The following is a 14,455-nucleotide window of genomic DNA, read 5'->3' as shown; positions in this document are numbered from 1 at the left end:
GGTTCTCAGGCGTTTTCCAGCTGCTTGACGGCGATGCGGTCGAATTCCTTCTTCAGCTGCGGCTTGGAGAGCTGCTCCTGCCACGGGTCCTGCTCGAAGGAGAGCGAGAACAGCAACCGCTGGTGCAGCGCCTTGCGTCGCTCGGCGTCGTCCAGCACGGCCTTCTTGATGTGATCCATGCCGACGCGCTGCATGTAGTGCACGGTGCGCTCAAGGTAAAAGGCTTCCTCGCGGTAGAGCTGGAGGAACGCCAAGCTGTATTCCATGACCTCCTCGGCCGTCTTCACCTTGACGAAGAACTCGCCGGCCTCGGTCTTGATGCCGCCGTTGCCGCCGATGTACAGCTCCCAGCCGGAGTCCACGCCGATGATGCCGACGTCCTTGATGCCGGATTCGGCGCAGTTTCGCGGGCAGCCGGAGACGGCCAGCTTGACCTTGTGCGGCGACCACATGTTGAACAGAGCGTGTTCCAGGTCGATGCCCATCTGCGTCGAGTTCTGCGTACCGAAGCGGCAGAACTCGCTGCCGACGCAGGTCTTCACGGTGCGGATGGATTTGCCGTAGGCGTGGCCGGAAGGCATATCCAAGTCTTTCCAGACGCCCGGCAGGTCTTCCTTCCTGATACCCAGCAGGTCGATGCGCTGGCCGCCGGTGACCTTGACCATCGGCACCTGATACTTGTCCGCCACATCGGCGATGCGCCGCAGCTCAGCAGCATTGGTGACGCCGCCCCACATCCGTGGAATGACCGAATAGGTGCCGTCCTTCTGGATGTTGGCGTGGGCGCGCTCGTTGATGAAGCGCGATTGCGGGTCGTCTTTGGCTTCGCCCGGCCAGGTGGAGATCAGGTAGTAGTTCAGCGCCGGGCGGCAGGTAGCGCAGCCGTTCGGCGTGCGCCAATCCATGAAGGCCATGGCCGCCGGAATGCTGGTCAGGTGGTGCTCGCGAATGGCCTTGCGTACCTGGCCGTGGTTGAGATCGCTGCAGCCGCAGATGGCTTTTTCGCTCTTCGGCTTGACGTCCGCGGCGCCGCCGACGGTGTTGATCAGAATCTGCTCGACTAGCCCGGCACAGGAGCCGCAGGAGCTGGCGGCCTTGGTGTGTTTCTTCACCTCGTCCACCGAGAACAGCCCGTGTTCCTGGATCGCCTTGACGATGGTGCCCTTGCACACCCCGTTGCAGCCGCAGACCTCCATGTCGTCCGGCATTGACATGGCCTTGCTCTGGCCCTGATGGCCAGCATCGCCGATGGCTCCCTCGCCTAAGCCGGCCGCACCGAACATCAGATGGTCGCGTATCTGGCCCACGTTCTGGCCTTCGCGCACTTGGCGGAAGTACCAGCCACCATCGGCGGTGTCGCCGTACAGGCAGGCGCCGACCAGTACGTCGTCCTTGATCACCAGCTTCTTGTAGACACCGCCGATGGGGTCGGAGAGGGTGATGGTTTCGGTGCCGTCGCCGCCGATGAAATCGCCGGCTGAGAACAGGTCGATACCGGTGACCTTGAGCTTGGTCGAGGTCACCGAGCCCAGGTAGCGGGAGAAGCCGAGCATCGCCAGGTGGTTGGCGCAGACCTTGGCTTGTTCGAACAGCGGCGCGACCAGGCCATAGGCGGTGCCACGATGGTTGGCGCATTCGCCGACGGCATAGATGCGCGGGTCATAGGTCTGCAGCGTGTCGTTGACCAGAATGCCGCGATTGCACGGGATGCCGGCCTGTTCCGCCAGCTCGCTGTTGGGACGGATGCCCGCGGCCATCACCACCAAGTCGGCGGGGATCACCTCACCGTCCTTGAACTTGACCGCGCAGACCCGGCCTTCGCCGTTGTCGAGCAGTTCGGCGGTGTGCTTGGGCAGGAGAAACTTAAGGCCACGGCTTTCCAGCGCGCTCTGCAGCAGGGTGCCGGCAGTCTTGTCCAGCTGGCGCTCCATCAGCCAGTCGCCGATGTGCACCACGGTGACGTCCATGCCGCGCAGCTTGAGGCCATTGGCCGCTTCCAGGCCGAGCAGGCCGCCGCCGATGACCACCGCGTGTTTGTGGGTCTTGGCGGTTTCCATCATCACCTGGGTGTCGGCAATGTCGCGGTAGCCGATCACGCCTTGCAGGTCCTTGCCCGGAATCGGCAGGATGAACGGGTTGGAGCCGGTGGCTATGAGCAGGCGGTCGTATTCCGCCTCGCTGCCGTCGTCGGCGATGACCCGGCGTTTGACGCGGTCGATCTTCACAACCTTGCGGTTGAGCATCAGACGGATGTCGTTTTCGGCGTACCAGTTGAGATCGTTGAGCACGATCTCTTCGAACTGCTGTTCGCCGGCCAGCACGGGGGAGAGCAGGATGCGGTTGTAGTTTGGATGCGGCTCGGCGCCGAACACCGTGATGTCGTAGAGCTCGTTTGTGAGCTTGAGCAGTTCCTCAAGGGTCCGCACGCCGGCCATGCCGTTGCCGATCATCACCAATTTGAGTTTCTTCATGCCCGTTCTCCGTGCCATGCGACGTTACCGTCTGGCCTGCTCGAAATTTTTCAACAACAAAAAAGGCGTCCCACCGGTTACCCAGTGAGGACGCCTTTGTCCGTGTCCCGTTCTCTCGGGAAACCTGGCCGCTCCACGTTGAGGGTCAGGTCGTAATGATTCTTCGATATTTCACATTGCAGAGGCTGTGCCAACTTTCCAATACGCCATTTTTCAATGGGTTGGAGCTTGCCGGCGCGGCGTTTAGGGGTTGATCGTTGCACTGATATGCAGCGGCTTGCGCCGTGGTGGTGCGAATTGCGCCTGTTGTCGATCCTTAAAAGGCCGTTGACAGGCGGCGGCTGGGTTTCTAAAGTTTCGCCCATGCGCCGATTTAGTCAGCTACTTGCGGGGCGCCTGGAGCCGATGGCTTCGAAATACCGCTAAAGCGCTGGTTCCGGTGTCGCCTCCCACCGCTGCCCAGCGGAACCCTCGAGGCGGAAGTTGAATTGATGAACGCAAAGCACGCCCAGTTGCGCCTGGCCCCGATCACCAGCGGCCTACACCCCAGCAATCCGAAAATCCTCCTCGGCGGCACTCACCAGCCGTCCCTGTTGCGCTACCTCGAAGGGTGGCCACGACGTCATCGCAAATCCCGCGCCCTGCTTATCCAGTTCGCCACGGCCGACGAGTCGCTGGCACGTTTCGCCACCGACAGCTTCGATCTGGCGGTCATTCAGGCGCCGACGGCCGAACGCCTGGAAGAGTGCGTACGAGAGTTGATCCGGGTGGCGCGCCAAGGGCTGATTACCCGTCGCTAGTGGTCTGCACGGGCTTCAGGGGCAGCCTCAGATCAGTCCCGAGCAAGCAGCATGTGCACACCGTGATCCGCGCCCACGCGTTGGCAAGGATTTGCCGTCGCCCACCCTGCGAACCAGCGCTCATTGCGCAGGCCTCGGCATCGCCGCGCAATGAGCGACGCTTGGGGGCGTACAGGTGCCGGAAGCTCCAGCTTCGGAAGCGGGTTGAGCGTAGCAAAGCCCGGCGAACGTGATGCCAGGCGGTGCTTTTTGATGCTGCGGATTTCAGGTTGGCTGGCCCGGCCTGTGGCCTGCCGGATACAGGCTATTCCTCGTCATCGCCACAGGCGGTCCCTCTGGCCTTGAACACCTTGACCACTTCGCTGACGAAGCTCACCACTAGCATCCGCTCGTTCTCGGGCAGGTCCTGAATCATTTCCCCGATGGATTGAGCGTGGTCGGCCGCTTTGGCAGGACCGCTGCGAAAAAGATCGCTCGGCGAGCATTCGAGTATCTCGGCGATTTGCTGCAGCCGGGGCAGCGTCGGTGATATCACTCCGTTTTCCATGCGGCTGATCGTTTCCTTCTCGACGCCCATGATCTCCGCTACCTGTGCCTGGGTCAGGCCCTTTACCTTGCGGCGGATGGCGATCGTCTCGCCTACTTCGTACACCAGTCCTCTGTCCTTCATTCGCTTGGCCTCTCGCGTCATTTGATATGACGTTTTGAGTTATTTTCTGAGCGCAAGCTCCACAAGCGAAGGACGTTTAGCGTCTATATGGTAGGCGTTAGATGTCATTTTCCTGTTGACCCCTGTCACAGCCGAGAGCGATAGTTCTGCTGTCAACGTGCTATCTAGAGCGCCGCTTGGAGTTTTTCGTGGGGAGAAAGGGAATGCTGGCCAATCTGAAAATACGCACAGGGATATCGATCGTTCTTTGCACGCTGATCGTGGCCTTGCTGGTGTCGACCGTCACCGCCTGGAGAGGCGCGAAGATCAGCATGGAGCAGATTCAGAACCTGTATCTGCAAGGTATCGAGCGCAACGACCAGCTGCAGCGCGCCTATGCCCGTCTGTTGCGCGCCCGTGTCGGTATGGCCGGGGCGTTCCTGGAAACGACTGCCGGGGAGCGGGACGAGGCCCAGGCCACACTGGCCATCACCCGGAGACTGGTCGACGAGGCGGAGAGCGCCTTCGATGTATTCACCGGAAACAGCGCCGGGGGGTCCTGGCAGAGTCTAGAGCAGCAGCTGCTACAGGCGTTCACCGCCTACCATGCGGCGCTGGACGAACAGTTGCAGGCCCTGCAAGGCGGCTCGCAGAGTCGCTACATCGAAGTCAACTTGACAGCCCGGGCAGCGAACGACGATTTCGACAAGGTGCTGCAGTCCTATGAACTGCGGATGGAGGCGCATATCACCGCCGTCATGCAGGACGCCCAAGATCGTTATGCGCTGGCCTTGACCGAAGCCATCCTGCTGACCGCCATCACCCTGCTGCTGGCGGTCGGCTGCTGGTGGTTCATCGCCACCCGTGTGTTCGCTCCGTTGCGCGAGGTCGGCAGCATATTCGGCCGCATCGCCGGCGGCGACCTGACCAGCCGAATCGAGGTGCATTCGACCAACGAGATCGGCGTGCTGTTCGCTGCGCTCGCCCGCATGCAGGAAAGCCAGCGGGAAACCATCGGCAGGATTACCAATTCGTCGAACCAGCTGGCCTCGGCCGCCGAAGAACTCAGTGCCGTCACCGAGGATTCCAATCGTGGGCTGCATCAGCAGCACCAGGAACTGGAACAGGCGGCGACCGCGGTGAACGAGATGACCACCGCCGTGGACGAGGTGGCGCGCAATGCGGTATCCACTGCGCAGGCGTCGAACGACTCCAACGCGCTGGCGCAGCAGAGCCGTGTCCAGGTGCAGGCCACCCTCGCCGAGGTGGAAGCGATGACCCGTGACATTGAGGTCACCTCGCAACTGGTGCGGGAGCTGGCCGAGCAGGCACACAGCATCGGCAAGGTGCTCGATGTGATCCGCGCCGTATCGGAGCAGACCAACCTGCTGGCGCTCAATGCCGCCATCGAGGCCGCACGTGCCGGTGAGGCTGGGCGCGGCTTCGCCGTGGTCGCCGACGAAGTGCGCACCCTGGCCCAGCGGACCCAGGAGTCGACCGGCGAGATCGAACAGATGATCGGCCGTATCCGCAACGGCACCAACGAGGCCGTCGAGTCGATGACGGTCAGCACCCGCAGGGCCCAGTCCTCGTTGAATTCGACTCGCAGCGCCGGCCAGGCGCTCGAGGACATCTTCCAGAGCGTGATGCAGATCAGCGAACGCAACTTGGTGATCGCCAGCGCAGCGGAGGAACAAGCCCAGGTGACGCGCGAGGTGGACCGCAACCTGATCAATATCCGCGACCTTTCCACCGGCGCCGCGGCAGGCGCCAACCAGACCAGCGCGGCCAGCAGCGAACTGTCGCGCCTGGCGGTGGAACTCAACGAGATGGTGATGCACTTCAAGCTTTAGGGTGCCAGTCGCGATCCGCCCCTACATCCTCGGCCACAAACCACAGCGAAACCGTCCTATGCCAAGCGTACGCGAACTCATGGACCTCACTAGGAAGGTAATCGCCAGCCTGTTGCGCGCGGTCCCCCTGTCGGAGCAGGCGAGCCTGATCTGCCAGGAGATCGAGCGCATAGCGCCGGATGCGATCGCCTTCATTCTACGCATCGACGAGCAGGGGGCGTTGCGCCCGCTGGCCGGCTCCGGCCTGTCCGTGCGGCAGGTCCAGGCGCTGGAAGGCCTGGCCGGTGACGGTCTGTATTGTTGCACGGCACCAACCGCTATCGATGTGCCCGCACCCCGAAGCCTGCATGACATCGCCGCATCGCAGGGCACGCAGCGCTTCTGGGCGGCGCCGATACAGGCCGGCGATGGCCGGGTGCTCGCCGTGCTCGCGGTGCAGCCGCAGGAAACGGCGGCTCCGACGCCGCTGCACCGGCAACTGATCGAGACTTGCCTGCCGCTCTGCGCCTTGGTACTGGAGCGCGAGGAGAGCCGTGCCCGTATCAATCGGCTGAAGTTCTACGACGACCTGACCGGATTGCCCAACCGCAGCCTGCTGCAGACCCGGGCCGCCCAGGCGCTGGTCCAGGCCCGCTGCGACAAGCGCCCGCTCGCCGTGGTGCTTGTCGATCTGGACCGCTTCCAGCGGATCAACCAGTGCCTCGGCCGAACCGGCGGGGATGAGCTGCTGGGCCTGGTCGCGCAGCGCCTCGCGCAGGAGCGGCGTAGTTGCGATATCGTCGCCCATCTCTCGGCGGATACCTTCGCACTGGTGTTGCCCTGGTGCCGTGCCGAGCAGGCCGCCGCGTCGGCACAGCGGCTGCTGTCGATCCTGAGCCGGCCTTGCCAGATCGCCGATGTCCCGCTCGTGCTGTCGGCGTGCCTGGGCATCAGCCTGTTTCCTGCAGACGGCGAGGATATCGATACGCTGGTCCATCGTGCCGACATCGCGCTGCAGCGGGCGAAAGTTGGTGGCCTGGGGCGTTACTGTTTCTTCAGCGAGAAGCAGATGCGCTCGCCTCAGGACCTGGCGCTGGAAGATGCGCTGCGCATGGCCATCGAACAGAACCAGTTGCAGCTGCATTACCAACCACAGGTCTGTTTCGAGGATGGCCGCTTGCGCGGGGTTGAGGCGCTGGCTCGTTGGCGCCATCCGCAACTGGGAAATATCTCGCCCGCGCACTTCGTTGCCCTGGCGGAGCAGTGCGGATTGATAGACGAACTCGGGCGATGGGTGCTGCACGAAGCCTGCCGCCAACTGGCCGAATGGCGTCACCGCGGGCTGGCGGTTCCGACGATATCGGTCAACCTGTCGCCTTCCAATTTCCAGAATCCCGAACTGCCGGCGACCGTCGCGCGCGCGCTCGCCCGGCATGGAGTTCCGGCCGCCGAGCTGACGCTGGAAATAACCGAAAGCGTGTTGATGGATACCACTCCTGTGTTCCTGGCCACCTTCCAGGAGATTCATGCCCAGGGTGTCTCGTTGTCGATGGATGATTTCGGCACCGGCTTTTCCAGCCTGAGCCACCTGCATCGTCTGCCCGTACAGGAGCTCAAGCTGGATCGCGCCTTCGTCTCCGAGCTGGATCGCGATGCTGCCAGCCGGACCCTGAGCGATGCGGTATTGCGTCTCGGTGAGAGCTTGCAATTGTCGGTGGTGGCCGAAGGGATCGAAACCGAGGCGCAGCGGTGCATCCTGGCCCGGATGGGGTATCGGGTCGGGCAGGGCTATCTCTTCTCCGCGCCGCTGCCTCCCGCGAAGCTGGAAGCGTGGGTGGCCTCAAGGGCTGGGCAGGCCAGGCGCCTTGCCGATGCCATCGTTCCCGACTGAGGACTCCCGGCGCTGTTCAGGACAGCCGCGCCAGCAGCATCAGCAGCATCAGGTTGAGCAGCAAGGAAAGCAACGCCACGCTGCGCCAGACCTTCAGCGGCTCACGTTCGAGCAGCGGCCGCGGCCGAAGGTCGGCACTGCGCTGTTCACCCTGTTCCAGCTCAAGCAGCCATTGCTCGGCGGTTTCGAAACGTTGCTGTGGGTCTACCGCTACCGCACAGCTGAGACTGTCCTCCAGCCAGGTCGGCAGGTCCGGGCGATAGCGGCTGGCCGGTGTCGGATTGCCGAAGCGCGGACGCTGGAAGGCTTCGATCTCGCCGTACGGGTAGTGCCCGGTCAGCAGGTAATAGAGTGTCACACCGGTCGCGTAGAGATCCTGCGCCGTGCTGGGTTCGGCACCTGTGAATGCCTCCGGGGCAATGAAACTTGGGGTTCCGGGCAGGTGATTGGGTTGATCGCGAGACAGCCCGGGGCAGAACGCCAGGCCGAAATCCAGGATGCGCAGCTCGCCGTCTTCGTCCAGCAACAGGTTCTCCGGCTTGATATCGCGATGCAGGATGTTGCGCCGATGCAGCATGCCCACCGCACGGATCAGCCGGGACGCGACCTGCCGCAGATCGGCCAGTGGCAACGGGCCGTCTTGTTCGAAGCGTCGTGCCAGGGTCGTCCCGCTGTACTCGCGCTGCACGTAATAGAGGTGTTGGCGTTCTGGCAGAGGATGCAGTTCGGCGAAGTTGCGCCCGGCGACCCGGCGCATGAACCATTCTTCCTGCAGCAGCGCAGGCCCGGCGTCCGCTTCGTCCTGCCGGCTGGGTGGCAGCGTCTTCAGCAGCCACGGTTGGCCCTGGCCATCAAGCACGCGGTAGATCAGTGACTGTCGCGACTCGTGCAGCAGTGCATTCACCTGCCAGCCCTCGAACGTCTGGCCAGCGCGCAGCTTTGGCGGCAGCGGCCAGTGATCGAGCTGGGCCAGGGTGTCGGCAAGAACTGCTGTGGGCAGCGCGTCTACGCGCAACAGCAATGCACTGGCGTTGTCCTGGCTGCCGCTCTGGTGCGCCAGATTGACCAGCGCCTGTGCGGCGGCTCTGAGGTCAGGCTGGTCGTGAAGAATATGCTCGATATCGCGTTCGGGGACGCAGGACCAGACACCATCGCTCAGCAGCAGATAGCTTTCGCCTTCCTGCAGCTCTCCGTCGAGGTAATCCATCACCAGATGTTGATCCAGCCCCATGGCGCGTTTGAGCACATGCTGCATGCCGGCTTGTTCCCAGACATGATCCTCGCTGAGCCGCTCGAGCTGAGTGCCGTTCCAGCGGTAGGCGCGGCAGTCGCCGACGTGGGCGAGGGTGAAGCGTCGCCCGCGCAGAACCAGCGCGGTCAACGTGGTCAACAGCGGCTGACTGCCGCCGTTGGCCTGTAGCCAGCGGTTATGTGCGACCAGCACGCGGTCCAGCGATTGCGCGACGGCCCAGGTCTCGGGCGTCGCGTAGTAGTCGAAGGCCAGCGCCTGCAAGGTCGCGCGCGCGGCCAACCCACCATCGGCGCACTGGCTGACTCCATCGGCCAGGGCGAACAGATAGCCCTTGCCGGTGGCCAGTCCGGGTGCCGGGGTGACGATGCGTATCGCATCCTGATTTTCCGGGCGCGGCCCAGCAGCACTGGCTTCGCCATAACTCAATCGCAGGGGCATGGTTGCTCTCGAATGACTGCGTACTGCAGCAGAGCAATATTCGCGCCCTGCAGGATCTGCGTGGGCATCACACCCGCGCCGCGGTTACCGCAGCCGAACCCCAGGTGGTGCGCCAGCGACGCTTGACGCCATAGAGGCCGAACCAAGCGAGCACGCCGAGGCTGGCGAACAGCCAGAGGCCGAGCTGGTAGTCGCCGGTCGATTGCTTGACTGCGCCAAGCCCGGCGGTGAGCAGAAAGCCGCCGATACCGCCGGCCATGCCGACCAGTCCGGTCATCACGCCAATCTCTTTGTTGAAACGCTGCGGCACCAGTTGGAACACCGCACCGTTGCCGGCACCCAGGCTGAGCATGGCGACCACGAACAGCGCCAGCGCGGCAGTGGAACTCGGCAGGTTGAAGCCCACGGCGGCGATGCAGAATGCGGCGACGGTGTACATCACCAACAGTGCTCTGATGCCGCCGATGCGGTCGGCCAGCGCGCCGCCGAGTGGCCGTAGCAGACTGCCAGCGAAGACGCAGGCAGCCGTGTAGTAGCCGGCCTTGACCGGGTCGAAGGCGTACTGGTCATGGAAATAGCCGGGCAGCGTGCTGGCCAGGCCGAGAAAGCCGCCGAAGGTCACGCTGTAGAAGAACATGAACCACCAGCTATCGCGGTCGCCCAGTGCCTTCATGTAATCGGCCAGCGACTTCGGTGCCGGGCGGTTGGGGGCATTCTTCGCCACACTGGCGAAGATGATGAGGGTTAGCACCAGCGGGATCAGGGCCAGGCCAAACACGTTGTTCCAGCCGAAGATGGCTGCCAGTACCGGAGCGAACAGGGCGGCCAGCACGGTGCCGGAGTTGCCGGCCCCGGCAATGCCCATGGCCTTGCCCTGGTGCTCGGCCGGATACCACTGCGAGGCCAGCGGTAGTGCCACTGCAAAGGATGCGCCGGCCATCCCAAGGAACAACCCGAGCAGCAGCGCCTGTTCGTAGTTGTGGATGCCGTGCAGCCAGGCGACGAATAGCGCAACGATCACCACGACCTGACCGAACAGGCCGGCGGTTTTAGGTGAAGTGCGATCGGCGAGGATGCCCAGCACCAGGCGTAATACTGCGCCAGCGAGAATCGGCGTGGCGACCATCATGGCGCGCTGCTGGGTGGTCAGGCCCAGGTCGGCGGCAATCTGCACGCCCAGCGGGCCGAGCACGTACCAGACCATGAAACTCAGGTCGAAGTAGAGGAAGGAGGCAAACAGGGTCGGCGTGTGGCCGGCTTTCCAGAAACTCGTGCTCATTGGATCGGCTCCAGGGCTTTCGTGGCGCGGCGTTGGCCGCTCGGGCTGCTCAGGCCGCCCCGTCGTCGAGGCGGAAAACAAAAAGGCGCCGCAGCACGCCTGCCGGAGCAGGAATGATGCAACGCCTTTGTCGTGTTTCGCAGACCGCCGTTGGCCTGCCTGAACCAGAACTAGCATCTAGCGTGCCAGCCTGCGGATGCCGCCAATTGTGCGAGTTCAGGGCGTGTGGCAGGCACGTTTTAGCAGCGAAGCGCACAGATAGCGCGCAACAGCGCGCCAAATCAGGGCAAGCTTCGCGGCGTTACGCAAAATCCGGGGAGCGATCGAAGTGAGGGGCCGTTGCAGTTTTGCCGCGAACCGCGCAAACCTATGATCCGCGCCTGTTTTTGCGCGATGCTGCGTGACGCGCCGTTAGTTTGGAACCCCGGATTTCATGGCTTGCGCTTTGTCCCGTACTAAAACAGGATCTGCCCGGCTGCGACGAAATGGCAACCGAGCCTACTCTTGAGCGGCTTTGCCAAGGAGCGACCGATGCCCCTGATTGCAACCCTGACCCTCAATCCGGCGATGGATCTTTCCGTCAGCACCGCCCGGGTCACCGATACCCAGAAGCTGCGCTGCTCGTTGCCGCGTCACGATCCGGGTGGCGGTGGAATAAACGTGGCCCGAGTGGTCAAGACACTTGGCGGCAATGCGGTCGCTGTCTATCCCGCTGGCGGCCCATTCGGCGAGCTGCTGCAGCGCTCCCTGAACGAGCTCGGTCTGGTGCATCGCCCGGTGTCCATTGCTGGCGACACACGAGAGAGCTTTACCGTGGACGAGCTGGAATCCGGGCTGCAATACCGCTTCGTGCTGCCTGGTCCGGCGCTTGCCGAGCAGGAACTGCAACGCTGTCTGGCCACGCTCGCGACGCTCCGCCCGGCGCCGGCGTACGTTGTTTTGAGCGGCAGCTTTCCACCCGGCGTTGGCCTGTGTTTTTACGACGAGCTGCTGGCGCTGACACGCCGTCTCGGCGCGCGCCTGGTTGTCGATCTGTCCGGAGAGCCTCTGCGCTATGCGGCCCGTCAAGGTGGTGCGTACCTGATGAAACCGAGTCTCGACGAGTTATGCACTCTCATGGGGTGTGCGGTTCTCAGCGAAGCCGAGCAGGAAGCAGCACTGCGCAGGCTGATTGTTCAGGGCAGTGCCGAAATCATCGTGCTTTCGCTGGGTGCCGAGGGCGCCCTGTACGCCTGTTGCGATCAGCTGCAGCGACTGCCTTCACCAGATGTAGCGGTGGTGAGCGCAGTTGGGGCGGGCGACAGCATGCTCGGTGCCATGGTGCTGGCGCTGGCCGAGGAGCAATCGTTACGTGAGGCCGTTCGTCTGGGTATCGCCGCCGGTGCCGCGACGGTGATCCGCCCAGGCACGGAGCTTTGTCATCGCGATGACGTCCAACGGCTGCTAACCATGGAAAGCGACCCTACTCGATCCGGTTGACCCGCGGAAACTTGCCGGCGAACGCCTCGGGCATGGCGACGACGCGGCTTTGGGCATAGTCGTAGAAGACGAAACCGGATTTGGCCATGGCAATCAGTGTGCCGTCGGCAGGGCGGGTGATGCGGAAGATGATATCACCGCCGTACTTGTTGAAATCCATCACCCCGACTTCGAACAGCAGTGCGTCACGCGCGTGGGCCTCGGCTCTGTAAGTCGTGGCAAGGTCGGTCACGATGATCCCGGCGCCGTCCTGGCGGGTTTCGGCCACGCCATAGGCGAACAGAAAGCGCGCCCGTGCCTCGGAAATCATCGAAATCATCGAGTCGTTGGCCAGATGGTTGCCGGCGTTGATGTCGGTGATCCGCACGGTGAGCTGAGTGGAAAAGCAGTACTGGTCTTCTGGGAACTCTAGATTCAGGCGCGCCATGGGTCGCTCGGTCAACGGTCGAAGGCGCGCATTCTAGCGCTGTGTCATACGTCCAGGTCAGATGACTACTCGTGGGTACGATGTTTGGTTGAGCGAATGCACGGCGGGCGGGCAGATCACTGCCCGAGCAGCTCGTTCATGGCAATGATCTGTTCGGCGACCTGGATCAGCTTTTGTTGGCGGCTCATCGCCTGGCGACGCATCAGCGTATAGGCCTCTTCCTCCTTGCAGTCGCGCATCTTCATCAGCATGCCCTTGGCCAGTTCGATGCGCTTGCGTTCGGCGAGTTGCTGTTCACGGGCCTGCAATTGTGCGCGAATCGCCTGGTCGGTCTCGAAGCGCGCCATCGCTACATCGAGGATCGGCTTCAGCCGCTGGGCCTGGATGCCTTCGACGATGTAAGCGCTGACGCCGGCGCGAATGGCCTGGCGCATGGCACCAGGGTCACTGTCGTCGGTGAACATGACGATGGGCCTCGGTTGGTCGCGGCTAACCAGGACCACTTGTTCCAGAACGTCACGGCCCGGTGAGTCGGTGTCGATCAGCACCACGTCAGGGCGGATGGCCTCGACCCGTTCGGGCAGGTCGATGGTCAGGCCGGACTCATCGATGACTTCGAAGCCAGCCTCGATCAGCGCGCTTTTCAGGCGTCCAATCTTTCGTGGGGTGTCGTCGATCAGCAGGATACGTAACATGCCGCCCCCCTTGTCAAAGTGCGGCAACCACGGCGTGTTCGGCCATGGCGTGCAACGTGAAACTGCGGGCGTAAGCTGCCGGGTCGGTGCCGTCCCAGAGTTTGCCGTCCATGAGCGTGGCGCTGCGCATAGGCGATTCCGGTACTGCAATACCGAGCGCTTCAGCGGCCTGTCGGTACAACCCGGTCTGCTGCACCTGGCTAGCAACCTGCTTATAATCGGGGTCCTGCCGTAGCAGACCCCAGCGTCGCAGCTGAGTCATGAACCACAGGCCATCAGACAGGTAGGGCATGTTTGCTGCACCATCAGCAAAGAAGCGCAGCGCATGCTCGTCGTTCCAGGCATTACCCAGGCCGTCCTGATAAGCGCCGAGAAATCGTGACTCGATGGCTGCCAGCGGTGCGTTGACATACTCGCTTCCGGCGATCAGCTGCGCAGTGCTGCGGCGGTTTTCCTGACTCTGATCGATGAAACGGCTTGCCTCAAGAATCGCCATTACCAGTGCACGGGCGGTGTTGGGGTATTGCTCGACGAAGGCCTGGGTGCAGCCTAGTACCTTCTCTGGATGGTCCGGCCAGATCGACTGGCTGGTCGCCAGCGTGAAGCCGACACCTTCTGCTATTGCTTGCGCCCCCCAGGGCTCTCCAGCACAAAAACCGTCGATGCGACCGGCCTGCAAATGGGCCACCATCTGCGAAGGCGGCAACACAAGCGTTCGCACGTCCTGCAAGGGATGAATGCCGTTCGCCGCCAACCAGTAGTAAAGCCACAGCGCGTGGGTGCCCGTGGGGAACGTATGTGCGAGGGTCAGGCGTGCACCGCTTTGACGCACGCTATTGCGTAATGCCTCAGCATCGGTCACGCCGGCTGCCTTCAGCGAGGCCGATAGATTGATGCTCTGGCCGTTCTGGGCGAGGCCCATGAGTACAGCCATGTCCACCGCCGGGCTACCGCCGATGCCCAGATGAACCGCATACAGCAGCCCATAGAGCCCATGAGCAGCGTCCAGTTCGCCCCCTGTCAGCTTGTCGCGTAGGGCCGACCAGGAATTCTGCCGGTGCAGGTTGAGCGTCAGGCCGAAGGGCTGGGCGAAGCCCTGCGTTGCCGCGACGATCAGCGATGCGGCGTCCGTGAGCGGCAGGAAGCCGAGATTGACCGAGCTCTTTTCCGGTGCATCGCTGCCGGCGACCCAGGCCAGTGCATCGTGGCGGTGCGGCGTGGCGGGTTCAGTCATGCTGTGTT

At 63.2% G+C, this 14,455-nt stretch carries 11 protein-coding genes; 4 read left to right on the top strand and 7 right to left on the bottom strand.

The genetic code is table 11. The features are described 5' to 3' along the window. Positions 1 to 5: 5 nt before the first annotated feature. The gene (gene nirB / locus CXK91_RS20660) at positions 6 to 2,471 is read right to left on the bottom strand and encodes a nitrite reductase large subunit NirB (RefSeq protein WP_103457891.1); all 2,466 of its coding nucleotides are present in this window, start codon (positions 2,469 to 2,471) and stop codon (positions 6 to 8) included. A 491-nt stretch (positions 2,472 to 2,962) separates the two neighbouring features. Here nirB and CXK91_RS20655 point away from each other — a divergent pair, with 491 nt between their 5' ends. After that, positions 2,963 to 3,271, top strand: a complete 309-nt coding sequence (locus CXK91_RS20655; protein ID WP_103457890.1) for a hypothetical protein — start codon at positions 2,963 to 2,965, stop codon at positions 3,269 to 3,271. Positions 3,272 to 3,575: 304 nt separating this feature from the next. Here CXK91_RS20655 and CXK91_RS20650 read toward each other — a convergent pair whose 3' ends face one another. Next, positions 3,576 to 3,941 carry a helix-turn-helix domain-containing protein gene (locus CXK91_RS20650; protein ID WP_103457889.1) on the bottom strand — a complete coding sequence of 122 codons (366 nt, stop codon included), beginning with the start codon at positions 3,939 to 3,941 and terminating at the stop codon, positions 3,576 to 3,578. A gap of 203 nt (positions 3,942 to 4,144) precedes the next feature. Between CXK91_RS20650 and CXK91_RS20645 the strand changes: the two genes are divergently transcribed. Further along, the gene (locus tag CXK91_RS20645; protein WP_103457888.1) at positions 4,145 to 5,773 is read left to right on the top strand and encodes a methyl-accepting chemotaxis protein; all 1,629 of its coding nucleotides are present in this window, start codon (positions 4,145 to 4,147) and stop codon (positions 5,771 to 5,773) included. A 79-nt stretch (positions 5,774 to 5,852) separates the two neighbouring features. Then, positions 5,853 to 7,643 carry a putative bifunctional diguanylate cyclase/phosphodiesterase gene (locus CXK91_RS20640; RefSeq protein ID WP_256055774.1) on the top strand — a complete coding sequence of 597 codons (1,791 nt, stop codon included), beginning with the start codon at positions 5,853 to 5,855 and terminating at the stop codon, positions 7,641 to 7,643. A gap of 16 nt (positions 7,644 to 7,659) precedes the next feature. On the opposite strand, the gene CXK91_RS20635 is transcribed toward CXK91_RS20640, so the two are convergent. Both CXK91_RS20635 and CXK91_RS20630 read right to left on the bottom strand, forming a co-directional pair. Continuing rightward, positions 7,660 to 9,333, bottom strand: a complete 1,674-nt coding sequence (locus CXK91_RS20635) for a bifunctional protein-serine/threonine kinase/phosphatase (RefSeq protein ID WP_103457886.1) — start codon at positions 9,331 to 9,333, stop codon at positions 7,660 to 7,662. Between the two features lie 67 nt (positions 9,334 to 9,400). Continuing rightward, the gene (locus CXK91_RS20630) at positions 9,401 to 10,612 is read right to left on the bottom strand and encodes an MFS transporter (RefSeq protein WP_103457885.1); all 1,212 of its coding nucleotides are present in this window, start codon (positions 10,610 to 10,612) and stop codon (positions 9,401 to 9,403) included. Between the two features lie 531 nt (positions 10,613 to 11,143). Here CXK91_RS20630 and CXK91_RS20625 point away from each other — a divergent pair. Next, complete coding sequence (locus CXK91_RS20625) at positions 11,144 to 12,091, top strand: 1-phosphofructokinase family hexose kinase (protein ID WP_103457884.1); 948 nt, start codon at positions 11,144 to 11,146, stop codon at positions 12,089 to 12,091. Here CXK91_RS20625 and CXK91_RS20620 read toward each other — a convergent pair. The 3 genes from CXK91_RS20620 to CXK91_RS20610 all read right to left on the bottom strand — a co-directional run bounded on the left by CXK91_RS20620 (position 12,075) and on the right by CXK91_RS20610 (position 14,447). After that, a complete protein-coding gene (locus tag CXK91_RS20620) occupies positions 12,075 to 12,518 on the bottom strand; it encodes a thioesterase family protein (RefSeq protein WP_103457883.1) in 444 nt (147 codons plus the stop codon). The two genes, CXK91_RS20625 and CXK91_RS20620, sit on opposite strands and share 17 nt — an antisense overlap. Positions 12,519 to 12,634: 116 nt before the next feature. Further along, positions 12,635 to 13,213 (bottom strand): ANTAR domain-containing response regulator, encoded by a 579-nt coding sequence (locus tag CXK91_RS20615; RefSeq protein ID WP_103457882.1) that lies wholly within the window; start codon positions 13,211 to 13,213, stop codon positions 12,635 to 12,637. Positions 13,214 to 13,226: 13 nt separating this feature from the next. Then, complete coding sequence (locus CXK91_RS20610) at positions 13,227 to 14,447, bottom strand: CmpA/NrtA family ABC transporter substrate-binding protein (RefSeq protein ID WP_103457881.1); 1,221 nt, start codon at positions 14,445 to 14,447, stop codon at positions 13,227 to 13,229. Positions 14,448 to 14,455: the final 8 nt, after the last annotated feature.

The sequence above is a fragment of the Stutzerimonas stutzeri genome, assembly GCF_002909485.1.
Taxonomy (GTDB): Bacteria; Pseudomonadota; Gammaproteobacteria; order Pseudomonadales; family Pseudomonadaceae; genus Stutzerimonas; species Stutzerimonas stutzeri_AH.
This window is presented reverse-complemented; position numbering and strand designations above follow the sequence as displayed.